The organism is Sorangiineae bacterium MSr12523 (assembly GCA_037157775.1).
Taxonomy (GTDB): Bacteria; Myxococcota_A; Polyangia; order Polyangiales; family Polyangiaceae; genus Pendulispora; species Pendulispora brunnea.
The window spans coordinates 8,876,879-8,899,726 of record CP089982.1 but is presented as its reverse complement, the minus strand read 5'-3'; the positions used below and the strand labels follow the sequence as shown (position 1 = coordinate 8,899,726).

General features: G+C 62.5%; 17 protein-coding genes. 10 read left to right on the top strand and 7 right to left on the bottom strand.

All coding sequences use genetic code 11. From position 1 onward, the window contains the following. The first annotated feature begins 4 nt into the window (after nt 1-4). The 3 genes from LZC95_34755 (at nt 5) to LZC95_34745 (ending at nt 4,344) form a co-directional block, all read left to right on the top strand. On the top strand, nt 5-2,233 hold the full coding sequence (locus LZC95_34755) for a DEAD/DEAH box helicase (protein WXA91608.1): 2,229 nt from the start codon (nt 5-7) through the stop codon (nt 2,231-2,233). Between the two features lie 36 nt (nt 2,234-2,269). Continuing rightward, nucleotides 2,270-2,614: a UvrD-helicase domain-containing protein gene (locus LZC95_34750; GenBank protein WXA91607.1), complete on the top strand. Its 345-nt coding sequence runs from the start codon at nt 2,270-2,272 to the stop codon at nt 2,612-2,614. 143 nt (nt 2,615-2,757) lie between these two features. After that, a complete protein-coding gene (locus tag LZC95_34745) occupies nt 2,758-4,344 on the top strand; it encodes a hypothetical protein (GenBank protein ID WXA91606.1) in 1,587 nt (528 codons plus the stop codon). Here the strand turns inward: LZC95_34745 and LZC95_34740 are convergent. The 3 genes from LZC95_34740 to LZC95_34730 form a co-directional block, all read right to left on the bottom strand. Continuing rightward, nucleotides 4,341-5,735 (bottom strand): hypothetical protein, encoded by a 1,395-nt coding sequence (locus LZC95_34740; GenBank protein WXA91605.1) that lies wholly within the window; start codon nt 5,733-5,735, stop codon nt 4,341-4,343. The genes LZC95_34745 and LZC95_34740 overlap by 4 nt on opposite strands. Before the next feature lie 115 nt (nt 5,736-5,850). After that, nucleotides 5,851-6,864 carry a C39 family peptidase gene (locus tag LZC95_34735; protein WXA91604.1) on the bottom strand — a complete coding sequence of 338 codons (1,014 nt, stop codon included), beginning with the start codon at nt 6,862-6,864 and terminating at the stop codon, nt 5,851-5,853. A 161-nt stretch (nt 6,865-7,025) separates the two neighbouring features. Then, nucleotides 7,026-8,006 (bottom strand): matrixin family metalloprotease, encoded by a 981-nt coding sequence (locus LZC95_34730; protein WXA91603.1) that lies wholly within the window; start codon nt 8,004-8,006, stop codon nt 7,026-7,028. A 773-nt stretch (nt 8,007-8,779) separates the two neighbouring features. On the opposite strand from LZC95_34730, the gene LZC95_34725 reads away from it, so the two are divergent. Further along, complete coding sequence (locus LZC95_34725) at nt 8,780-9,481, top strand: trypsin-like serine protease (GenBank protein ID WXA91602.1); 702 nt, start codon at nt 8,780-8,782, stop codon at nt 9,479-9,481. 13 nt (nt 9,482-9,494) lie between these two features. Here the strand turns inward: LZC95_34725 and LZC95_34720 are convergent, their stop codons facing one another. Beyond that, nucleotides 9,495-11,027 (bottom strand): HEAT repeat domain-containing protein, encoded by a 1,533-nt coding sequence (locus LZC95_34720; protein WXA91601.1) that lies wholly within the window; start codon nt 11,025-11,027, stop codon nt 9,495-9,497. A 125-nt stretch (nt 11,028-11,152) separates the two neighbouring features. After that, entirely contained in the window at nt 11,153-12,031 is an 879-nt protein-coding gene (locus LZC95_34715) for a hypothetical protein (protein ID WXA91600.1), read from the bottom strand. 233 nt (nt 12,032-12,264) lie between these two features. Between LZC95_34715 and LZC95_34710 the strand changes: the two genes are divergently transcribed. The 4 genes from LZC95_34710 (at nt 12,265) to LZC95_34695 (ending at nt 17,332) form a co-directional block, all read left to right on the top strand. After that, on the top strand, nt 12,265-14,805 hold the full coding sequence (locus LZC95_34710) for a serine/threonine-protein kinase (protein WXA91599.1): 2,541 nt from the start codon (nt 12,265-12,267) through the stop codon (nt 14,803-14,805). Nucleotides 14,806-15,196: 391 nt separating this feature from the next. Then, on the top strand, nt 15,197-15,835 hold the full coding sequence (locus tag LZC95_34705; GenBank protein WXA91598.1) for a family 1 glycosylhydrolase: 639 nt from the start codon (nt 15,197-15,199) through the stop codon (nt 15,833-15,835). After that, nucleotides 15,832-16,113: a hypothetical protein gene (locus tag LZC95_34700; protein WXA91597.1), complete on the top strand. Its 282-nt coding sequence runs from the start codon at nt 15,832-15,834 to the stop codon at nt 16,111-16,113. The genes LZC95_34705 and LZC95_34700 overlap by 4 nt, the downstream gene beginning before the upstream one ends. A 778-nt stretch (nt 16,114-16,891) precedes the next feature. Then, a complete protein-coding gene (locus LZC95_34695; protein ID WXA91596.1) occupies nt 16,892-17,332 on the top strand; it encodes a hypothetical protein in 441 nt (146 codons plus the stop codon). 241 nt (nt 17,333-17,573) lie between these two features. Here LZC95_34695 and LZC95_34690 read toward each other — a convergent pair whose 3' ends face one another. After that, complete coding sequence (locus LZC95_34690) at nt 17,574-18,431, bottom strand: LysR family transcriptional regulator ArgP (GenBank protein WXA91595.1); 858 nt, start codon at nt 18,429-18,431, stop codon at nt 17,574-17,576. A 73-nt stretch (nt 18,432-18,504) separates the two neighbouring features. Here LZC95_34690 and LZC95_34685 point away from each other — a divergent pair, with 73 nt between their 5' ends. Beyond that, nucleotides 18,505-19,101 (top strand): LysE/ArgO family amino acid transporter, encoded by a 597-nt coding sequence (locus tag LZC95_34685; protein WXA91594.1) that lies wholly within the window; start codon nt 18,505-18,507, stop codon nt 19,099-19,101. A 26-nt stretch (nt 19,102-19,127) separates the two neighbouring features. Here the strand turns inward: LZC95_34685 and LZC95_34680 are convergent, their stop codons facing one another. Next, nucleotides 19,128-20,708 (bottom strand): M28 family peptidase, encoded by a 1,581-nt coding sequence (locus LZC95_34680; protein ID WXA91593.1) that lies wholly within the window; start codon nt 20,706-20,708, stop codon nt 19,128-19,130. A gap of 769 nt (nt 20,709-21,477) precedes the next feature. On the opposite strand from LZC95_34680, the gene LZC95_34675 reads away from it, so the two are divergent. Further along, nucleotides 21,478-22,848, top strand: coding sequence for a cytochrome P450 (locus LZC95_34675; GenBank protein ID WXA91592.1), 1,371 nt, complete (start codon nt 21,478-21,480; stop codon nt 22,846-22,848).

Below are 22,848 nucleotides of genomic sequence, written 5' to 3'. Positions count from 1 at the left end.
CACCGTGGCGGACGCGTTCGAATTGTTGCACCCAAATGTGCAGCGAACACTTTGGGATATGCGCTGGACCGAGCTCCGGCCCATTCAGGCCGGGTCCATTCGCCACTTGCTCGTCCAGGGCGGCGATTGCGTGATCGCGTCCCCGACGGCCAGCGGGAAGACGGAAGCTGCGTTTCTTCCCGTCCTCTCCGCGATTGCCGACGCCCCGAAGGCGTCGGTGCGTGCGATGTACATTGGCCCGCTCAAGGCGTTGATCAACGACCAATTTCGTCGGGTCGAGGAGCTGTGCGCCCGCCTGGAGATGCCCGTGCACAAATGGCACGGTGACGTCGACGATGGGGCACGAAAGCGGCTCTTGGCCGAGCCCAGTGGGGTTCTGCTCATGACGCCCGAGTCGCTGGAAGCCATGTTCGTGCGGCGTCCTACCGCGATGCCAGCCCTTTTTCGAAGCCTGGCCTACGTCGTGGTCGACGAAATGCACGCGTTTCTCGGAACGGAGCGTGGGGCCCAGCTCGTCTGCCAATTGCACCGTTTGCGAATTCGAGCCAACTGCGATCCGGTGCGCATCGGCTTGTCGGCTACACTTGGCGATTCCCACGCGGCGCTCGGGTGGCTTCGCCCGGGCGGACCGGCCGCGACCTTGATCGAGGATACGACGGCCCGCACGGCCTTGGCGATTCGGGTGAAGGGCATCTGGAAGAAGAAGCCACCGAACGCCGTCTCCGACGATTCCGACGCGACGGATCCGCCGAACCCCGATCCATCCATGGTACGACTCGCTCGGGACATCCTCTTAGCGTGCAAGGGGAATACGAATCTCGTATTTGCCAATGCAAAACGGAGGATCGAGCAGCTTGCCGATGCCATGACGACCCAAGCCGCTTCGATGAAGCTCGTTGACGAGATTGTGGTGCACCATGGCTCTCTTTCGAAAGAAAGGCGTGAGTACGCAGAGGCGCGGTTGCGTGCGGAGATGCCCTGCACGGCCGTGTGTTCCAACACACTCGAACTTGGAATCGACATTGGTCAGATCGACGAGGTGATCCAAGTCTCGGCGCCGTGGTCGGTCGCCTCTCTCGTCCAGCGCGTTGGGCGGAGCGGCCGCCGGGCGAATGCCCGCAGGGTCTTGCGTGGATATTTCGTGGAAGAATTCCCGGACGAGACAGCCGACGTCTGGGATCGACTTCACCTGGAATTTCTGCAGGCGCTCGCCATCATCGAGCTGATGCTCGAGAGATTCCTCGAGGCGCCCGATTTAGCGCGTTCCCACTCGTCCACCCTCGTTCAGCAGGTTCTCTCGGCGCTTGCCGAGACGGGCGGTGCCACGGCTGCTTCGCTTCATGCGCGCATCGTTGGTTCGGGCGCGTTTGGGCGTCTGTCCGCCAAGGAATTCGCTCGATTGCTTCGCGAACTGGGTCTGCACGAGCTCATCGAACAAATGGAGGATGGGAGTCTCATTCTTGGCGGCAAAGGCGAGGCTATCGTCGAGAACTACCGGTTCTTCGCCGCCTTCAATGCGCCGGAGGAATTGCGTGTGGTCCACGGCAACGACGTGCTCGGGACAGTTCCGGAGCCCCCCGCACCCGGCGAACATCTCATTTTGGCCGGACGCAGATGGCGGGTCGACGAGATCGATGCCGAGCATCGGACCATCTTCGTGAGCCCTGCCAAAGGAGGGGCACCGCCGCGTTTTTCCTCCGGGTACGGGCGCATTCACCCCAGGGTGCACGCAACGATGCGTGAGCTCCTGGCAAGCGACCGAGTTCCCGCGTACTTGGACGATATGGCCAAGGAGATCTTGAAAAGCGCTCGCGAGACAGCTGTCCGTCTGCGGCAGTTCGAGCCCAGTGCGCAGCCGTTCGAAACAGGAGTGCGCCTCTACCTTTTTCGCGGCACTCGGGTCCAGAGAACGTTGCAGTTGGCTCTGGCGCATGCCGGCTTCGGAGCGAGCGATCGAGACGTTGGGCTCGAGGTCTCGGGAAATCCCAGCGAAGTTTTGCGCGCGCTGCGTGCATTCGCGCATGAACCGGATGCGGAAGCTCTTGCCGCCTTTGCCGATGAGAAGCAGGGCCTTCGAAAATTTGGAGCCGAGAAATTCGAATGGTGCCTCCCTCCCGAGCATTGGCGCGCCGTCTTCGCCCGCGAGCAACTCGACATTCCCGCGGCCGTGGCCGCGGCCTCGACCGTTGCCCGCGATCTCGCTGCGCTTGGATGGCCACGGCCTCCGAGCTGATGGCCCGGCGTGCATTCCCTCGTACGACAAGAGAAGATGATTGCCACCATCGTGGGCGATCCAAAGCAGTCGATCTACCGATTTCGCCGCGCGGACGTGGCGATGTACGACGAGGTTCGTCGAAAGGTTCTCGCGTCACGCCCGGTCGAAACGTCTCTATCCACGAGCTATCGTGCCTCGCCGGCGCTGCTGGCATGGCAGAATCGAGCGCTTGCCCGCGTGCTTGGTTCGCGACCCGGCGACGGTAGGCTCTTCGAACGCACAACGGGAAAGGTCTATTTCGCGACCCTCGAGCCTGGGCGTACACCCCGGTGCGAGTGGAATCCGGGGGTCATTTCGCTTCCCTATGGGTGCTCGGAGCCCCATCCGGCCGGCGATTGAGCGCTGACCAGTGCCGTGCGCTCGAGGGGCGGGCGATCGCCGATTGGCTACGTTGGCTCGTTCACGAGAGTGGCCGTCAGATCGATGATCCTGATTCGCGTGTACCGCGGCCGATTCAATACTCCGATGTGGCCATCCTGGCGATGACGACGCCGAAACTCCCATTCTTGTTCGAACATCTGGATCGGGTGGGGGGGCCTTACGCGGCCGCGGGCGGTACCCTCTTCTTGCGCGACGATTGGCATCGACGATTCATTCTCGGTCTCCGCGCCATCGCCGACGAGGACGACGGGATTGCCGCTGCAGCGTTGTTTCGCCCGCCGTTCTTTGCGGTGGACCCTTTTGATCTACTTCGACTGCATGCGTGTCGAGATTCCGATTCGCAGAACGACGACGCGTCCACCCGCGCGGGCGAGGCGATCGCGCTCGTGAACGAATTGCGAAGGGAGCGCCATCTCCGCCCTCCCGAGGTAACTGCTCGCGCATTGTTGGAGCGCACGGCTTTTGGTCGAGCGGCGGCGATTGGGCCGAATGGCGAGCAGCGCTTGCGGCACCTTCGTCACCTTTGCAACGAGTTTGGTCGTCGCGCAGCCGAGGAATGTCTCGATTTCGACGCCGCCACCGAGACGTGGCGCGCTTGGATCGAGCACCCCATCCAGCTCGACCCGCCACGTCCGGTTGCAAGCGATACGGTGCAGATTCTCACGGTTCATCAAGCGAAAGTGCTCCAGTTCCCCGTGGTCGTGCTGTGGGACTCTCGCGGTGAAATCAAAGCGCGCGAGCGCTACCCCGTGTGGTTTGCGGATCGAGCTCGTGGCGATTGGCTCCTTCGGCTCGAGGGACTCGAGTGGGAGGAGTCCCAAGGATCGCGTCTGCTCGTGCGCGAGAAGGCTTTCACTGACGAAGAGAAGCTCCGCGTGCTCTATGTGGCCGCCACGAGAGCTCGCGACTTGCTCGTCATTCCCGACGCTCCGGGGAGCGATGTGAACAAGCACATGGGGGGCTTGCTACTCGCCGAGGCTGCGCGCGAAGGGGTCTCCCCGCATGCCATGCCCGAGAAACGTGATGAGCCGGCGGCGCGCACCATGGAATGGGATGTCGAGACCGATTGGGATGCACTCTGGTTGTCACATGCCAAGGAAGCCATGCGGCCGCAGTTCGTTCCCGCAGGGGCCAGCGCGGTGGCAAAGCGAGCCACGGTTCCGGAGAAGGACGGTACGTTCGAGACGAAGCGGAGGCAGGGGCGGTTCGGTCCCGCGTTTGGAGACCTCGTTCACCGGTCGATACGTCTGGCCGTTCGTCGGGGCCTGGCGAGCGAAGACGCGGTCCATCGTGCGCTGGCCGCAACGGGAACTGCGGACTTTCTCGAGGAAGGCAAGGCGGACGTCGCACGAGCGATCGCAACGCTGAGGAGCGGTGGCTGGCTCGATGGCGACTTCGCATTCGAAGTTCCGGTGGCCGCCCCCGGGCCGCAAGGGATGCTCGTCTCGGGCTACATCGATTTTCTTGCTCGAGGCGAAACCTGGGCCCTCGTCGACTTCAAGACGGATCGTTCGTGGAAGGCGATATTGCCGAAACGTATCCTCATTACGTTTCGCAGATGCGAACCTATGAAGCTTTGCTCCAATCGGCTCGCGGTCCCATGGATCTTCGGTGTGGTCTTCTCTTTACGGAGAATGGACGGATCGTGTGGCTTTGAGCCATGCGGTCGCGATGAACCGGCCGGCTAAAACCGGCGCTTGCTGCGCATGCAGAAGTCGCTGCCCGCGGGCGGGTTGCCCGTGGAAAACGAGAAGGGGCCTCGTCCGAACGGAAATGGTCTCGAGCGCTGCGGATGTTCGGCAACATGCGCGTTGGCGCCTTTGGCGTCGGTGCGGGTTGGCCCGGTCGTGGCGGCGTCGTGCCCCTTGAATAGGCACCCTGAAGGGGCGCCATCTGCGACCCGGAACGCGTGGAATTGGCCCGTGATGCTCTGGCTCGTGCCGGCGACGGCGCCGCTGTCGCTGATGCTCGTGACCGTGCTGGTAAACCCACCGAGGTTCCCGAGCCCTGCCATGCTCATGGTCGGCGTCCAGATGAAAGCCTCGTTCACGCCCTGGCCGTTCTGCGCCGTACCGGCAATGGATCCATCGTTGGCGATGCCCGTTGCCGTGGTCCAAAATCCACCCAGCGACCCCAGATCCGTCGCGCGCTCGTTCGCGGGATCACCCGTCGGTGACCAAATGAAAGAATGGTGAAGGCCGTCATCGGTGACATAGTTGCCGACGATATCGCCCGCCTCGTTCATGCCCTCGGCCCAGAGCTCCTGCTGATTCTCGGCGCCCTCGACATGGTGCAAGACGGTGAGCGAGCCATCGGGGGCCCAGCGGACCGCCAATCGATCGCCGTGCACGGTTTCGCACGTGCCGGCTACCTGGAGCTTCGCGTTGATGGCCACCGCTTCGCAGGCTGGAACGTCGGCTGGGGAAGAAAGCGTGGCCACCACGTAACCGTTCTCCCCCTTCGTCCACTGCACCGCAATCCGGCCGCCACGACGCAAACCGCAGAAGCCGACCACCGTCGGCTCCTCTTCATCGCTCATGTCCGTGACCGTGCACGATGTCGCGGAAGGCACCTGTTCGGACAGCGGCGTCGGGGTGACCGCACCCGTCGTCCAGATCACCGCGTGCGTCGCATCATCGTCCGCCACGCTTGCACCCGCGATGGTCCCCGCATGATTGATCTGCGTGGCCCGCGCATACATGTGCCCTTCGAGAGGATTCAGGCGTTGAGGCGGCCTGTGGGGGGGCGCCGTCCAGCGAACTGCGGCGACGGCAGCCTCGTCTCCGAACTCGCAGTTGCCGATCGCGACATCCGAATCGCCAATTCCGACCACGTCGCAAGAGCGGCCCTCGTCCAACGGGGCGATGACCTCCGGTGTGCCATCCGAGGCCCAGTACGTCGGCTCGAAGTGGCCGCTTGCCGCGCGACACTGGCCGACGACGGACCCAGCATCATTGATCGCACGCGCGAAGCAAACGTTGCCGTCGAGCGTGCCAATGTCCGTGATTTCCGTCGATGCTGACCCCGCCGAGACCCCCGCGAGCGTCAGCGCCGCAAGATATGGATTCCGAATGAGCATGTCCCCACCCCTGCTCTTGGTGATGGCTCATGCGGCATCTCGGTCGCTTGCTGGGGTTGCTCGGCACGTGCATCGGGCCCACTCGAGCGCGTGAGCTTGTTACGCGCGCGGATGCTCAGGGCGCGCAGCGCGCGAGGCCGTGGGCGCTCGGATCGGCGTCGAAGGCAGCCGTGGTGCTCAGATTGACGGCGGGGACCCAGCCCCATTTGCCATTGTCGTCGCCCATGGTGTGGTACCAGGTCGTGTTGCCTCCGGCGTGTCTCTCGCCCGTTCCCCAGCAGTCGAACCAGCTGTACGTGGTTCGCAAGTGATCGACGATGCTGCTCGAGGTGGTCGTCGATGCGTACATCGTGGCGCCGCCGGTATTGTTGCAATACAACCGACCATCGCTCCGGACGGCGCAGTCGTTGGACGACTCGTACGAGATGGCCTGCTTCCCCATTTGGTCCCACGCCTGGGAAAAGCTCTGCCTGTTGAGGCGCTTGTTTTTCCCGCCGAGCGGGTCGTTGATGTAGACGTAATTGGCGTCGAAGCCCGTGATGACCACCGAGTGCTCGTGCCACGTAATTCGGATATCGCCCGAGGTCGTATGCCACGTTTCGAACTGCGACTCTGCGAGCTTCTGGAACGTTGCGTTGGTAATGACCCATACGGGGCGCCCCTTTCCAACGTAGTCGTTGAGCAGCGAATCGAAGGTGCTTCCCGTCAGATCTCGGATGCGGCTGGGGAGATACGCGTCCGCGAGGCGCTTGACCGGTCCGTGGTACGCCCCATACCCGTCCTTGTTGAAGTCGTACATGTCGCCGACGAATCCATCGTAAGGATTGCCGTGGACGTTGGACGATACCCAGTAGGGAACTTTCTCGATCTCGGACGCCAGCGTCATCTTGTCGACGCTGACGCCAACGTAGTTGAGCATCATGGCGAGCGCCGTGACTTCACATCCTCGGGGCAATTGCGGCTTCTGCGCGATGTAGGGCACGTCGAGAAGAACGGAGCCCTCGACGGCCTGCGTCTCGGACGATGCGATTTCGGACTCCGGCGGCTGGGCATCCGCACTGGCGCAGCCAACGACGGAGATGCCCACGAACACGCATGAAGAGAAAAGCCATCCTAGAGTAGTGCGCATTCCCGCTTCCTATCACACGAGTAGACCTGCGCAATCGACACGCGCGTCGAAATCGACGTAGCGCAGCCCTGATTACGTCATTTTGCGACAGCGATGTCGGGGCAGATCCATCGGAATGGATAGATCCGCCCCCAAGTGACCTGCACGCCGAACTGCGGTGCTTAGCGGTAGACCGAGTGGATCGACTCGAGGAGCGCGCGGTTCTCTCCGCCGATATCCTCTCTCATGTTCGCGATGTAGTACAAAACATCGCCGTTCCAGTCATTGTGGCCAAGGCCGAGCGCGTGCCCCAGTTCGTGCGTGACCACGTTGTTTCGGGTGAAGCCGTTTGGCGCATAGTAGTCGTTGAGTTGGACTTTGGTGGCGCCGTCGACGAAGGCACCCGGGCCAGAGGAATAGTTGGTGAGTCCGACCCAACCGGTGGCGCCGTAGTTGCCCGAGTAAACGTGGACGCAATGCGTTCCGCCGCCGGATAGACAGCTGTTCCACCGGTAAAGGCTGTCGAGGCCCTGCACCTGGTTCCACTTGTAAACCGCATTGTCCGTCGGCCAGCCGGAGCCCGAATGATCGTTGAAGCCCACCTGGGGATGATTCCAGCCGTTGTTGGTCCAGTAGGAGACGGGGCACGTGATCGAGTGAGCCTGCCCGTACCTGCAGTCGCCGGGGGCGAGTGTGGCCTCGGGCGCCTGCTCGTGCTCGAGGACGCGGACGCCGTTCTTGCCTTGCTGGCGCAGCGAGTCGGCCAGCGCCTCCGGGGAAACGCCGGGGGCAGGGTCGTAAATGGTCACGCTGGTGGAGCCGTCCGCCAAGGTTTCCACCTTCACCACGTCGACCACCGCCGAGTGACCCGCAGGCGCGGCGGCACGTGCCTCCGTGCTGTGTTTCGCCGTGGGGAGTTTTGGATAGGCGCTCAAGTTCGTTTCCGGGCTCTTCGCCTTTGCGCCAGGCGCCGGGGCACCCGCCCACGTCCCTGCCTGCGCGGCTTCTGCATCCGCGATTTGCTGGTCTGCATCGACGAAGGGGCTGGCCGCCAGCGCGGAGGAAGACGTTTCGTCGTCCATCGCTTCGGCGCCGGCGCTGCAGCCGATGACCAACACGGTGCCCGCAGCCCCGAGCGCACGCACGAGGACGTTCGTTGTCACTTTTCTTACCATTGCTATGTACCCTCCGCTGAGAAGAAACGGCCCACGCGAGACCTGCGAGGTGCTCGCTTTCCGTTACTTGTAGGTACGAAGAAATGACGGACCGTTATTTGGGCCTGCGTACGCTATTCCCGAAAAATGATATAAGTGGTGAATAAGATAACGAGTTTATCACTTCATGTGAGGCCGCGGATCGCGCCATATGATGCTTTTGCGCGATTTGGCGCGATCTTTACGGCCTCGTTGGATTCCCCGCGATGGCACGCGGCGGTTGCCCGGGCGCAATATCCAATTCGAGCTACACGACGAATCCGTCGTTCGATTCGACGACGATGCAAGACCGAGCGCTCGGCTGCACGCCGGTCTTCGTGGCGATACGAATTGCTGATCTCACTCGCAGTGTCGTGTGAGATTTTTATGTTGTTGCCGAAGCACCGTTTGCGCGCATCGTGAAATGCGGATATGCGGAATGCTGATTCCGTGGTGGGTATCCATTGCTCGTGTGGAGCAAGTCCTGCCCGGGTCGATTTCGCGCGACAAACGGACTATCGCTGTGTAAAGCCTGGTACATGTCTGAGCGCCTTCTCCGGGCGCGCGGGTTGGTCTGCCTCCGACCCGCTCCTGAGAGCCAAAGGCGAGCAGCCCACGGCGTCGCGAATCCTATTGAAGGATTCGCGCGCGCCTCGATTCAGCCATTACCAATCGCGGAGGTTTTTCCGATGTTCCATTCGTTGAAAAGGTTCGCCGCCATAGGGTTATGCTTTGCCGGCTCGATGGGAATCGCCGGTTGTGCAACTGACGCATCTGACGCCACCGAAGAGGAAACCGCGGAAAACGAGGGCGCCATCATTGGCGGCAGCATCGACCAGGGCGATCCCGGTGTCGTTCTGGTGCGTTTCGGGCGCGGAAGCTTTTGCACCGGGGAGGTCGTGTCGCCGCACGTCGTGACGACCGCCGCTCACTGCGTGAAGGGAAAAAGCGGCTGGACCGTCGACACCACGTACGACGGCACCGGTACGCGTCATTCCGTGAAGGAGGCACACTACCATCCGAGCTATGCGGGGATCGGCAAGTACGATGTCGGTGTTCTCATTCTAAATGATGCACTTTCGGTCAGGCCGATTCCGCTGAATCGGCGGGCGCTGCAAAGCTCCGATGTCGGCAAGAACGTGCGCATCATCGGCTACGGCGATTCGACCTTGGACGGCAAAGGCTACGGCAAGCGCCGTCAAGCCACGGTGAAACTCGTTTCGTACCGAAGCACTTCCGTGACCATTGGCAACGTCAGCACCGACGGCAAAGTCCAATGCTACGGCGACTCCGGCGGCCCCGCGCTTCTTTCCATCGACGGTGCGGAGCGCATCATCGGGTTCGACTCGGGCAACAATTCCGATGTATGCGACCAAGATGACCTGAACACGCGCGCCGACACCACTGTGGGCTTCATCGATCCGTACATCGAAAGATTCAACTGACGTGTGACCGTGTTCAGCTCATGGCCTCGCGCGCGGCGTCGACGATCTCGGGGGGAACGGGAAGCTGGGAGATGTGCGTAAGGAGCCGCCGCACCTCGGGGTGCTCTCCGTGCTCGCGCAGACCGATGATGATGGCCAAAAGGTCGTCTTCGTCGCGCGCCTGCCCAAAGAGCTGCCCGTAGAAGGCGGCGGCCTGCTGCGGGGCCATGAGGGCGGACATGGCTCCGATCGTGGTCCGTCGCACGTCGATGGAGGGGTCGTTTTGCGCCATGTACTGCGCGATGGGGAGCAGCTGCGGCATTTCATCCAACGAGTGAAACTCGGTGGCCAAGGCATCGCGTACCATTTCGTCGGGGTCTTGCGCCAGGCGCTGCGCGAGTCCGCCCACGCGCTGAACCGCTTCCTTGGGCATGAAATGGAGCGCACCGGCAATTGTCTTTCGGACGCCTGGATTGGGATTCTGCAGATGCTTCTCGTAAACCGCGAGTGCGAAATCGGTCAGGCCGTAGTCGGAGGCGCAATAGAGAGCCACGATCCCCGCGCTTTGGACCACGGGTTCCGGATCCGAGTCGATGAACTGCGCGATCCATTGCGCGATGCCCTGCTCGTCCAGGTAATCGGACAGCGAGCTTACGGCGCCGGAACGTACGTACCCATCGGGATCGCGCGCCAACTGGATCAGTAGCTCGCGCTTTCCGTTGAATTTGTCCGCGGCATTCAAATCCAGGTTCCACGCGACTTCGCCGCGTACGTTGGGATCGGGGTGCTGGGCCAGTTGCTGGACGAGCGGTAGCGAGCCCTCCTCCGCGAACTTCGTGGCGGCAACGATGACCTCCTTGAACGTTTCCTCGCTGAGCCCAGGAGTGTTCGCCAGCGTGTAGAGCACCTGGAGATGGTGCGGCTGCACGCGGTTGTCGACCAGGTTCGCCCATGCCTTGAGCGCCTCGCGGCGCACGCGCACGGTGCCGTTCATCATGTGGTAGCCGATGAGCTGCTCGCCTTCCATCAGGCGCGCGCCCTCGTTGTGGCACGCGATGTAGAAATCGTTCAACGCCTCGCAGAGGCGCGCTTCCTCGCGGCTGTGCAAATCGGGAAAGCGTTCCACGATTTCATGCAGGCTCAGCGGGCGCACATCATCGTCGCTGGCTTCGATGAGGGTGACACTCACCTCGGCCTCGGGATCTGCGACTCCAGGTATGTCGGCCGTCGCGACAACTTTGTATTCGAGGCTGCCGCTCGGCTCGAGGTCGTCGGGAACCGTGAGGCGAAATGTGAACGGCATTTGCGCGCCTGGAGCAAGCTGGATTCCGCCGGCCACGACCTGCGTCTCGAGCACCTCGACGTCGACCTCGGGCTCGGTCTGATAGTCCACTTCGCGCAGCTCGACACTGCACAGTTTTGCGGTGAGCTCGGTCAGCTGCCGGGGCTTCGTTCCGCCACCCAGCACGATGCGCCCGCCGATGACGCCACCCGGTGATGCGACGTGGTTGTCGAGGGTGAGCTGGAGGCCGGTGCCTCCGCCGAAAATCGAATGAAGTAGTCCCATAACGTCTCTCCTCGAGACGCACGTTAGACGAGGCGTTTGCGAAAAAGAAAAAGCGAGGCGACTTGCTCGCGACGTCGCGAATAAGTCACCCTCCGCGATACCGCATCGCACCGATTCTTCGTTTATCAAGCCAGCATTTGCGTCATCGTGATTTCGAACTGGCTTTGCGCTCGCCGGATCACGCTGGCGGCGGCCGATGGGGACATCCGCCGCTCGTCCCGAAGGAGCCTCTCCGTGGTCTCGAGGATGCGACGGCGAACCTCGGCAACGCGCCGCGCGATGGTGGAGCGCGGCGTTTTGTAGAGGTGCGACAGCTGATCCATCGTGAGCCCGTCGATGTAGTGAAGCCGAAGCATGGCGCGCTCGTTCGAGGCGAGATCCATCAAGGCGCGCTTGAACGCATCGCAGAAAAGGTCCTGCGCACACGCGTGCACGTAGGCGAGCTCAGGGTCGCTCGGGGCGGCGAACTCATCGCGAAGCTGGCCCGATTTGGGCTCCTTGTCTCGCAAATGATTCAGCGCGGTGCGCGTCGCCACCACGCGCAGCCACCCGCCCAGTGCGCCTCTTCCGGAGTACTCGGCAATCTTGGGAGATGGTGCCGAATCCTGCCTACCGAGATAAAGACGCTCGCGAACGCGTTGCTGAATCTCGGCAATGGCATCTCGCCCGGACTCGATGCGAAGGATGTATTCGGGGACGTGCGCCATGAAATGCTCTTCGAAATAGGCGATCGCTGCGCGATTGCCCTGGGCCACGCCGCACGCGAGGAAAAGGTCCGCGGCGCGAACCGTGTCCAGATACCCGATTGGGCAATCCGAAGTTGCCGCGTGGCGTGCCAGGTGAAGAACGAAGATGTCCGGCGCGAGCTCAATCTTGGGCCAGGGGCGCCGCCCCTCCTCGAAGAGGGAGACAAGCTTTTCTCCGAGTTTCGGCGCATCCCGACCTATCGTGAAGTCGACGGTGACGTTTTCCGCAAATCGTCGGGCGAGCTCCTCCCCAGTCATCGACTCGAAAGTATACTTGCGAGAAATTGGTCTGTCCTTCGGAATCAAGATTGCAATCGTTCGTGGATGGCGAACTCTCGACTGCGGACATCACCGCACTATCGCACCACCTCGACGGCTGCGTTGACTGCCGGAGCCTGGTAGCAGCGGTCCAACCGGTAGCTCTAGATGCGTCTGGCCCCCGGGAGAAGGTAGGCCGATACATCCTGCGACGCGTCCTCGGTAAAGGCGGAATGGGGATCGTTTACGAAGCCGTCGATCCCGAGCTCCATCGCGTCGTCGCTTTGAAAGTGTTGCGAGCCGATCTTCGCGCGGCGCAAAAGCGCCTTCTCGCCGAGGCGGAGGCCATGGCCAAGCTCGCACACCCCAACGTGGTCACGATTTACGAATTTGGCTGTTCGGGCGAATGCGCATTCATTGCCATGGAGTGCGTCCAGGGTAGCTCCCTGCGCCACTGGGTCGGCGCGGAGTCGCGCTCCGGCGACGCGGTTCTGGATGTCTTCCTCCAAGCCGCCGAGGGGCTTCGTGCAGCGCACGAAGCGGGGCTGGTTCATCGGGATTTCAAGCCCGAAAATGTCTTCGTTTCGACGAGCGGCAGGGTCATGGTCGGCGACTTCGGTTTGGCCGTATCCGCCCTTTCGGAAACGAAGGCCGTGGCAGGCTCGCCCGCGTACATGGCCCCCGAACAGCGCGCTGGAAAAAGGCTCGATGCGCGCTCCGATCAATACAGTTTCTGCGTCGCACTCGGCGAGATGCTGCACGAAGCCGCCGGTGCGATCCCCCGTTGGTTGTCGCCCATCCTCGCGCGAGGGACGGATCCCCATGCGGAGAGCCGGTTTCCCTCGATGGCTGCGCTCATCGTCGCCATCCGGAGCGGGCTCACGCGATCGAAAGGACGGCCCCGACGAATCGCGTGGGTGCTCGGCGGAATCGCGGCGTTGGGGTTGATGGCATTTGCCTTTCGGCTCGGGAAGCACGAAAAGACGCCGACGCCGGCGCTTTGCGAACGAAGCGACGCTGTGGTGGCCGCGACGTGGAGCCCTGAGGTGCAGTCCCGCATCGAGCAGACGTTTCGCGCGACCAACAGTGCTCTCTGGGAGGGCGCCTGGCGCAAGACGCAAGACGCGCTCACGCGTTATGCGGATTCGTACCGAGACGTTACCCACCGGATGTGTGAATCGGCGACCAGCGAGGCCCCGGCGCTGGTCGAGCGGAAGATGACCTGTGCCTCCGAGGGGCTCGAGACCTTTCGCGCGCTGGCGGGCAAGCTCGAACATGCCGACGCGCCGATGCTCGAGCAGGTCCCGGCCATGCTCCGTCTTCTGCCGCCCGTGAGCGCGTGCGACGAGGCGGTGGATGCTTCCGACATGGTTCCCCCGCCTCCCAAGGACAAGGCTGCCTCCGTCGATGTGGCGAAGGCGAAGATCGCACAAGCTTCGACGACGCTCACGGCCGGGCGATACGAAGAAGCGCTGTCGTCGTCCGAAGACGCGTGGAAGGCGGCCAATGCCGCGGGATACCTGCCCGTCATCGCCGAAGCGTATCTCGCCCTCGGCACTGCGCACGGCCTGTTGGGGCACGTGGACGAGTCCGCGCAAGCGCTCGAGCAAGCCGCTTCGTCCGCGAGCGCAGGTCGTGCGCCACGGGTTGCGATTCGCGCATGGATCGCCCTCGTTCAGTTCGTGGGTTACGAGGGCCGGCGGTATGACGACGGGTATCGTTACGCGCAGTACGCGAAGGCCGCGCTCGAGTCGATCCCTTCGGCCTTCGAGCTCGATGCCGAGCGCCTGACGTGGACGCGCCAGCTCCTGCTCGCACAAAAGCGGCAGGACGAGGCCTTCGAGGTATCCAAAGAAGAGCTCGTGCTGGTGGAATTTCGCCTGGGGCGTTCGCATCACCGCTACGGCGAAGCGCTCGACGGGCTGGCGAGCGCACTCGCAGCCAAAGGTCGAAATCGCGACGCACTCGAGGCGCAGGAGAAGGCGTGCGCGATGGTCGAGAAGGAATTTGGCTCGCCGCATCCCGAGTTCGCGCGGTGCCTCGTTCATCTGGCCGGTCTCCACGGGGACTTGGGCGACGAAGCGCGCTCGGTGGAGATCCAGCAGCGTGCGCTCGTGATGTTCGCGCAGGTACCGGGCCATCCGAACCATCTCGCGATGTCGCATCGCAATCTGGCAGATTCGTTCATCATGCTCGGTCGATTCGACGAGGCGAGGGCCGAGCTCGCGGCCGCACGCCACTGGGGCAAGAGTGCATCCGACGAAACACGCGCGCGCTCTTTGGAGGGGTGGCTGCACCTTCGCGAAGGGAAGACCGCGGAGGCGATTGCTGACGCGAGGGCCGTTCTTTCGCGCATCGGAAGTGGCGACGCGTGGAAGCGGGTCTTACCGCTGAACGTGTTGGCCGAGGCCCACTTGAAGGACGGGCATTTCTCCGAGGCCGCCGAGGTGGCGGACGAGGCCGCCAAAATCGCGAACGCCGTGTACGGTGTCTCGTACCGAAGCGCCGCACCGCTTCGAATGCACGCCGAAGCATTGATTGCCTTGGGGCGCGCACCCGAAGCCGTACCCTTGGCCGAAGCCGCTCTTGCGGCGCGCGAGGGTTCCCAATTCGATCCTTTGGACGACGCGCGCGCCGAGTTTACCCTTGCCTTGGCGCTCCCCGCAGCCGCGCACGAGCGGGCGGGCGACCTTGCACACGCCGCCCGTGCGATCGCGTCATCGCGCGATCCCGAGCTTACCGCGCGCATCGATGGCTGGTTGGCGACGCGCTGAACGATGGCGCGGCCAAGGCCGCCTTCGTCAACCGAATCGGACGCGGCCCCAGCTGGAATTCATGCAACTCGAGCGAGACGCGCTCAAGATCGCTTGAATGTGCACGATACCGTCCGCAGCGACGCCAATTCCGCTGATTGGGACATAGCGCTTCGACGATTCGGGAATGATGCTCACGCAAAATCGAGTGAGGCTCGTAAAGCTCTGACCGACCGAATCGACGTGGCAGAGGTCGCATTGCCCATGAGGGGGCAGACTCCGAGAGAGGCCCCGAGAGTACGAAAAAAAATGGCGCCTGCCGTGAGATGGCACGGGGGCAGGCGTGTCAGGTAGTCGACCCTGACCGAAACCGTCTGAAAGGCTTGCCAACCAGTAGGCCGACCGAGAGAAGATGAGCATCAACACACCTTCGGTATTCGTCCCCATGGCCGCCCTGGCGCTCTTTGCTGCGAGCGCCTTCGGGGTGCTCCGCGGCGAGATGGACCGGGGCGAGGCCGACTCCTGGAGGCACATCGACGACGATGTTCGGGCGCTCCGAGAGACGGGACAAAGCACGTATCGATTTGGCATCGAGTGGGCGCGCATCGATCCGAATAGCGACACACCGAATGAAGGAGCTCTGGCCTCCTACGATGACGTGGTGGCGATCGTCGGTGATGGCACCGGCTTGATACCGCCCGGTGTGCGGGGCGACGTCCATCGCACTTTCCTGGTCTCGCGCGCCGAGGCGATCGCCCGCGTGATGACCTATGACGCCGACGTCGACAAGATGGACGGCCTATCGGCGCAGGTTTCGATCGCGCAAAGCACGATGGCGTTCATGCCGGAAATTCCGCGCGATACGGACGACATCCGGCGGCGAAGCATATCGATTGCATCTGGAATCGCCGGTTTTACGACATTGAGGAATATCATTGCCGAGAACGGGCTCGCCGATGGCGCAGATCACAATCGTGCCCGCATTCTGCGAGTGACGACATCGCACGCGCAAGAGATTTTGGTCATCATCACGAATGGAGGAAAACCATGATTTGGCAAGATGGGTGGGCGCGCGGCTGGATCGAGGCGCGGCAACATGACATTATTCTCGCGCTCGAATTGCGTGGTATTTCGATTCCTGCTCACGTGCGCAGACAGATTCGCGGGTGCAGCAATACCATACAGCTTGAGGCGTGGTTCATTCGCGCCTTCACAGCGACCACCCCGGCCGAAGTGGTCAGCGGCGACGGGCGCATGGCCGACGTTGGTCATCTCATCCCGCGATTGGCAACCGACGAGAAATACCGAAACGGGCAAGAGCCGCAATAGCACTTACGCGCCATCCTTCATTGCATTCATCAACACGGGAAACGCAGTGCATGGCGCTGATACCAACGCCGGGCCCGACTGGACGGCAGCAGGGGTCAGCTTCCGCCGCCTTCGCGGCACCCTTGTTCCAGGGGGAAGGGGGGTACGGTGCATTCGCGATTCGCGAATTGCGAATCCATGGCACCCCCCTTACTGCGGCAGAAATACCGAAACGGGCAAGAGCCGCAATAGCACTTACGCGCCATCCTTCATTGCATTCATCGACACGGGAAATGCAGTGCATGGCGCTGATACCAACGCCGAGCCCGACTGGACGGCAGGGGTCAGCTTCCGCCGTCTTCGCGGCATCATTGTTCCAGGGGGAAGGGGGGTACGGTGCATTCGCGATTCGCGAATTGCGAATGCATGGCAACCCCCCCATCCGACCTCGCCGTCGGCATCGACGCTTCCAGTGCGCTCCAATGCGGCCCGCCCCGAAGCACGGCATGAGCACTTCACGCCGGATGTCCCGATCTGGACCCAGCACCGGTCTGAACGTCAAGGCGGTAGAGCCGCCGGCATACGAGAGGCGAGGGCTGTCCTGGGACAGCCCAAATCTGTCCGGGACATCTTCCGCATGTCGGCCAGCCCTGATTTCATGACGGGTTTCGATGGCACTGGGGGTGCAATCGGACGTGGTCATGAACACGGCTGATTGGCAACACCTCCAAGGATCACGAAACAACGCACGGCTCATCGAGTCATGGATGGATCCGCTCGGAAATCAGGACCAAAGGCCATGACAGGATCGATTCCTCTGCCTGAGCGATTCGCGAGGTTGCGAGAGCTTCTGAGCACATCGACGGAGTTCCTCGTGCCATGGAATTACTTCCATGACGAGATGGCCACCCGCTCGGATTTCATGGCTCTAGGCCAACTTGGCGAACATCCGATTCTCAACGCGGCTCTCGAAGCGGCCATGAACCAGTTTGGCCTCGTGAATCGGCCAAGGTCGATGTTGACGTGCCATGTCCCAGAATACGGGTTCTGGCATGGGATATGGGACTTTAGCGCCAGGACGGGCATCTTCTTTTTCGACGAGGCCACCGGGCAGGGGCTCTTGGGCGTCATGAAGGACCTCACCCGTGGGCCCGTCGACCTGTTTCGTTTCACCGCGGTCCTGCTCGAAGAAGGCGCAGCGTTTCCGATGAACCAGGGCCGCCGTGGGCCCCCCGAGTAGCCCATCGCGAATAGCCGCTCACCATCGAAGAACATCCGCCCGCCGGGTTGGCCCTTGCGCATCGCCTTCAATGCGTCCCTGAACGCTGCTGCGGCGCCCTCACGCGCCGCGAGATCATGCAAATCGTGCGCACGTTCGATAGCCGCGTCGTAGTTTCTCTCCTCGACCAGCGCCTCGAACTCCCGCCATGCGGCGTCGCCCCTCCATTGAAGCGTGCGGCGGTGATCTCCGCGCCGCCGTTCTAATCCCTTCCGGCGGGGTGTGCACGAAGGTACGCCGCCGCGGCGGTTTTGACGGCGCTGGTGAGCGTTTGCAGCATCGGTGACTGCAAGCGCCAGTATTGCCAGTAAAGCGGAACATCGAGGTGGTGCGAGGGCGCGATGCGCTTCCATCGCCCCGCCGCGATTTCCGCGTTGGCTTGGTGCTCTGGGGCCATGCCCCAGCCAATTCCGAGCCGCATCGCCTCGGTGAAGGCAATCACCGACGGGATGTAATGCGCGGGCGGGGCGGGGCGTCGTTTGGAGACGGTCCGCATGAAACGGTGCTGGAGCTGGTCTTTGCGATTGAACATGATGACCGGCGTGGTTTCGAAATCGAAGTTCCTGGCAAGCGCCGGGGCTGCCACCGCGAAGTACCGCATGTAGCCCAGTCGCTCGGCCCGACACCCTTGCACCGCAATGTTTTGAGACGTCACCGCGGCCATCGCCGAACCGTCACGCAGCAGGTCGGCGGTGAAATCCTGATCGTCTTCCTGAATGTCGAACAGATACGGCAGCCCTTTCAGCGCGGGGAGAAACCACGTCGCCAGCGAATCCGAATTCACCACGATGGTGGCGGTCATCGCGGCCGCCGTGTGCTCGATGGCTTCTTGTTCGAGCAGGGCAATCTGCCCGGCGAGACGCAGTAGGGGCCCGCCGGCCGTGGTCGCCCGGCACGGCTTGGCCCGCTTGACGAGAATCTGGCCGGCCATTTCCTCCAGCGCTTTGATTCGCTGGCTGACCGCACTCGGCGTGATGCGCAGTGCGCGTGCCGCCGCGTCGAAGCTGCCTTCGTGGACCACGGCGGCAAACGTAGCGAGTTGCTGAGCGTCGAACTTCATGTGAAGCTATCCTAATGTTACTTTAGGAACATTAGTTGGATTGTTGTCGGGCGCCGGCCTAGGTTTCGACGCCATGATCGCTTCCGCCGTCGCCGGTTTCAGCTCATCGTTCGCTCTCATCGTGGCCATTGGCGCGCAGAACGCGTTCGTACTCAAGCAAGGTCTGCGTCGTGAACACGTGCTGCCCGTCGTGGCGGTATGTGCCGCCTCCGATGCACTGCTGATCGCCGCCGGCATCGCAGGACTTGGAGCCCTCGTGCAGGCACACCCCGATGTCGTCACCGCCGTCCGGTGGGCGGGGGCCGCATTCCTCGCTGGCTACGCATTTCTGGCCGCCAAACGCGCCTGGCGCCCCGGCGAGCTCACCGCAGCACAGGCCGGCCCTTCCCGCCTTGGCGCTACTCTGCTGACGTGCCTCGCGTTCACCTACCTCAACCCCCACGTGTACATCGATACCGTGCTGTTGCTCGGGGCCATTGCGAACCAACAGCCGCACCGATGGGTCTTCGGTGCGGGGGCAGCCACGGCCAGCCTGGTCTGGTTCACGGCCCTCGGCCTGGGAGCTCGAAAGCTCGCCCCCATGCTCGCCCGCCGCGTAGTCTGGCGCGTGATCGACGCCGCGATTGCCACGATGATGCTCGGGATCTCCGTCACCCTCGTACGCGCCTAACCCTCGGGCAAGGGGCCGGGGTAGCGCTACTTTCCCTCGGCGGGAAACCCGAGGCGGTGTTGTTGCCAATCGTCCCAGAGCTGGAAGGCCTTCAATTCGTCGACCGTTTTCGTCTTCACGAGAATTTGCTCCACCTCGGCGCGCGTTAGTTGTCCGGGGAGCGCTTCGCGCGTGTTGGCGAGCGACCAGGTCAACACGGCGGCGATGGCGGCGTTGCGTTTGGCTTCTTTGGCGTTGACGTTGTCGAATACGTCGGATGATGAATGAAAGACGGGCAAGTACGGCTTGTCGTCCTGAATGGCGACGAGATTGGAAACTCCGCTCAGCATGAATGGCAAGCTGTCGGTAATGAAGACACTGTCCACGACATGTGAATCGGCCGTGAATTCGGGGAAGACGGACAGCGCTTCGCGCACCGGTGCGCGTAGCTCCGGGCGGCCGTTCAGCACGAAACCGGAGGTGCGGCCGGAACCCAAGTCGAATGTGATCGAGGCGACGTGCTTGGCCATTTCGTCCTTGTGGCGGGCGACGTAGCCCGAAGAGCCCCACATCGCTTGCTCTTCGCCGGTAAAAAGGGCAAAGCGGACCGTGCGGCGGGGGACGAGCTTCAATTCGCGCAATGCGCGTGCGACGTCGAGCACCAAAGTAGAATTGACCCCATTGTCTTCTGCGCCGGTGCCGAGCGCCCAGCTATCGAGGTGCGCCCCGAGAATGACCACTTCGTCCGGCACCTCGGAGCCGCGCACCTCGGCGATGACGTTTTCGGACTCGAAACTAGGCCCGATGCGATTGGTCACTTTGACCCGCAATCGAACTTGCGATCGCTGGAGCAAGCGCGCAAGACGCGCGCCCTGTTCGCGGGATACGAGGACCGCCGCCGGTGTCAGCGGCTTCGAACCGAATCCCATTCGATGCTCGTAGAAAAGCCCGTGCGGCTCGGCGGACTGGATGATCAATCCGGCGACGTGCGCGCGCGTGGCAGCTTCCATGAGCGGATGCGTGCGGACGTACTCGGAGAAGAGATCGTCCAGCGTCTTCGCCTCGTGGGTGCGCAGCAGTAGAAACGCGCCGGCCGCCTTGGGGCCGAGCTTCGCCAGGGCTTCCAGTGTTCCGTCGCCAACATCGAGCAACGGCGCCTCGACCGACGGCAGCGAGATGGTTCCAGGGGAGGCGACGGCGTCGATGGCAAAGGTATCCGGTGCCGTCTCGAGCACCTCGGCTCGTTCTGGCAGCCACAAGAAGGGTGCACGGAATTTCTCCGTGCGCACGGTTTCGATTCCCATGGCCCGGAACTTTTGCGTCGCCCATTTCACCGCGCGATTGGCGGCGGGACTCCCGGTGATGCGTCCGCCAATGTTGTCGCACAATTCACTCAAGTCGGCCATCATCGGCGTCTCACCCTCGAAACGCCGTTTCAGCGCCACGCGCGGATCGTGTTCGTCGACGGGCTGGGCAGCGGCGACAGGGACGGGGGCAGCTGCAGGCGCACTCTCCCGGGCGGCCGCAGTTGCCTCGACGGGTGCAGCAGCTTTCGGTGGCGACGATTGTGCGCACGCTCCGACGAGGCTTACGGCAACGACAGGAACAACGAGGGGAACGATTCGCATGAGAAACCTCACGACGCGAGAGCGACGACGCTGCGTAGGAACAACGTGAATAGTGCCGGCACCCGCATCCGTGCACTCTTTTGCGCGAGCCCTCGCGAATTTCGTTTGGTAGCGAACGGTCGAAATATGAAAGATGCAAACGCCCGGTCGACGTCATGCCGTGCTCTTCGAATTGCCGCATGGATGCCAACGCTACTCGCCATACGATGCGGAGCGAGTGCTCCATTTCATGGCAGCCGGCCCACCGTCATGACGACCTCGTCACCCATGGCCGTGCTCCCCGAATGGCTACTCCAGCGGACGCCCCCGATCCCAATCACCGTCGACCGACCACGATGAGAAGCAAATCCGTACTTGATACAATGATATCACTTCTTGCTCGTACAACGTTTCCTGGATAGCGCACCATCGCGATAACCGTGGCGATGGTCGAATATGGTAACCGGTTTCCAATTCGTGCTTCGCTCTTATGCCGCACACCGATGGTCATTCGGACGAAATGGGCCGGTCGCCAGGTTCGCTCACTGGACTACAAGTGGTATTATGCGCTTTTGCGGCCGCTCGATCGCGTTCGCTGCATGTTTTGGCTGCAGCAACGCGTCGTAGATCTTTCGCAATACCACTTCATGTCCAGTGGTCGACCGAATGCTCGGGGGGTCATCCGCGTCATCCCATTTTGCTGTTCTTGATTTCCAGGTGAACTTTGGTTTGCAATTTGGGACGCATCGGATAGAAGGCATACCATGGGCGGCTAGGGGCGCCCGAGCCGATGAATAACGTCATATCGTCGCCCATCCTCGCCGCCGAGGCGCCGGGTGGACTGCCTCTGTTCGGCCATGGTCTCCGGCTGCTGCGCGATCCTCTCGCGTATTTGCAGTCGTTGCGCGCCCTCGGGGACGTGGTCCAGATCCGGATCGGACCCTCTCCTTTGTTCGTGGTCACCTCCTCGGAGCTGATTCACCAAGTATTGGTCACGAACGCCCGAAGCTTCGAAAGAGGCCGCGTTTTCGACAAAGCGACAGGGGCCATCGGGAAAGGGGTCATCGTTTCCAATGGCGATTTCCATCGGCAGCAACGAAGCATGCTGCAGCCGGGATTTCATCGCGAACGCATTCGTGGCTACATGGATACGATGCGCCAGCAAGCCATCGCACAGATGGCCGGTTGGTCGTCCGGGTCGCGCATTTCCTTGCGCGAACAGATGCACCGTCTGGCCCTCAACACGGTGACGCGAACCCTTTTCGGCGCGAATACCCGTGAAAGTACGGCTGCGGAGATTGGTGCCTACATCGATGCAGCCAATGCGTGGGTCAGTCGCAATACACTATTTCCCGGGCGCTTCTTCGAAATGCTCCCCACGCCGAGCAATCGAGATTTCGCGCGAAAACGAGCACGATTCGAAGCCATCATCGGATCTTTCATCGAGTCCAGGCGTGCGGACGAAAATGACCGTGGCGATCTGCTGTCGGCCCTCCTCTCCGCTCAAGACGCGGACACCGGAAAAGCCATGAGTGACGAGCAGCTCCGCATCGAGATCGCGGGTCTGTTCGTCGCCGGATCGGAAACCACGGCAACGTCGATGACGTGGCTCTTTCACGAATTGGGCGCAAATCCCCAAGTGGAAGCGCAACTCCACGCCGAAATCGACGCCGTGCTCGACGGCCGACCCGTCACCGGGGAAGACCTGCCGCGTCTGCCGTACCTGCAACGCGTCGTTTCCGAAACGCTGCGCCGCTATCCCGTCGCCTGGCTGCTCATGCGGCGCGCCATCCATGCGATCGATTTGGGCGGCACGCACCTGCCCGCGGGGGCGGAGGTTCTCGTCAGCCCGCTCATGTTCCATCGCGATCCATCGATCTACCCGGATCCCCTGCGTTTCGACCCTGAACGATGGCATCCCGAGCGAGCCAAAGAACTGCAGCGCCATGCCTTCACGCCCTTCGGGGACGGGAAGCACAAGTGCATTGGCGACGTGTTTGCCCGCACGGAAATGCTGATTGCCGTGGCCACCATTGCATCGGCATGGCGACTCGTTCCCGTGCCTGGCCACCGTGTGCGCGAGGTTCCTCGCGCGGTGCTGCGACCCAACCGCGTGCTCATGACCACCGTGTCTCGAGGGCGCGCCAGCCAAGCGAATTAG

Bases quoted from the DNA above. Each gene is read 5' to 3' on its own strand.
- LZC95_34750 (WXA91607.1), top strand. From the start codon at position 2,270: ATGATTGCCACCATCGTGGGCGATCCAAAGCAGTCGATCTACCGATTT.
- LZC95_34745 (WXA91606.1), top strand. From the start codon at position 2,758: ATGACGACGCCGAAACTCCCATTCTTGTTCGAACATCTGGATCGGGTG.
- LZC95_34740 (WXA91605.1), bottom strand. From the start codon at position 5,735: ATGCTCATTCGGAATCCATATCTTGCGGCGCTGACGCTCGCGGGGGTC.
- LZC95_34735 (WXA91604.1), bottom strand. From the start codon at position 6,864: ATGCGCACTACTCTAGGATGGCTTTTCTCTTCATGCGTGTTCGTGGGC.
- LZC95_34725 (WXA91602.1), top strand. From the start codon at position 8,780: ATGGGAATCGCCGGTTGTGCAACTGACGCATCTGACGCCACCGAAGAG.
- LZC95_34720 (WXA91601.1), bottom strand. From the start codon at position 11,027: ATGGGACTACTTCATTCGATTTTCGGCGGAGGCACCGGCCTCCAGCTC.
- LZC95_34715 (WXA91600.1), bottom strand. From the start codon at position 12,031: ATGACTGGGGAGGAGCTCGCCCGACGATTTGCGGAAAACGTCACCGTC.
- LZC95_34710 (WXA91599.1), top strand. From the start codon at position 12,265: ATGGGGATCGTTTACGAAGCCGTCGATCCCGAGCTCCATCGCGTCGTC.
- LZC95_34705 (WXA91598.1), top strand. From the start codon at position 15,197: ATGAGCATCAACACACCTTCGGTATTCGTCCCCATGGCCGCCCTGGCG.
- LZC95_34700 (WXA91597.1), top strand. From the start codon at position 15,832: ATGATTTGGCAAGATGGGTGGGCGCGCGGCTGGATCGAGGCGCGGCAA.
- LZC95_34695 (WXA91596.1), top strand. From the start codon at position 16,892: ATGACAGGATCGATTCCTCTGCCTGAGCGATTCGCGAGGTTGCGAGAG.
- LZC95_34690 (WXA91595.1), bottom strand. From the start codon at position 18,431: ATGAAGTTCGACGCTCAGCAACTCGCTACGTTTGCCGCCGTGGTCCAC.
- LZC95_34685 (WXA91594.1), top strand. From the start codon at position 18,505: ATGATCGCTTCCGCCGTCGCCGGTTTCAGCTCATCGTTCGCTCTCATC.
- LZC95_34680 (WXA91593.1), bottom strand. From the start codon at position 20,708: ATGCGAATCGTTCCCCTCGTTGTTCCTGTCGTTGCCGTAAGCCTCGTC.
- LZC95_34675 (WXA91592.1), top strand. From the start codon at position 21,478: ATGAATAACGTCATATCGTCGCCCATCCTCGCCGCCGAGGCGCCGGGT.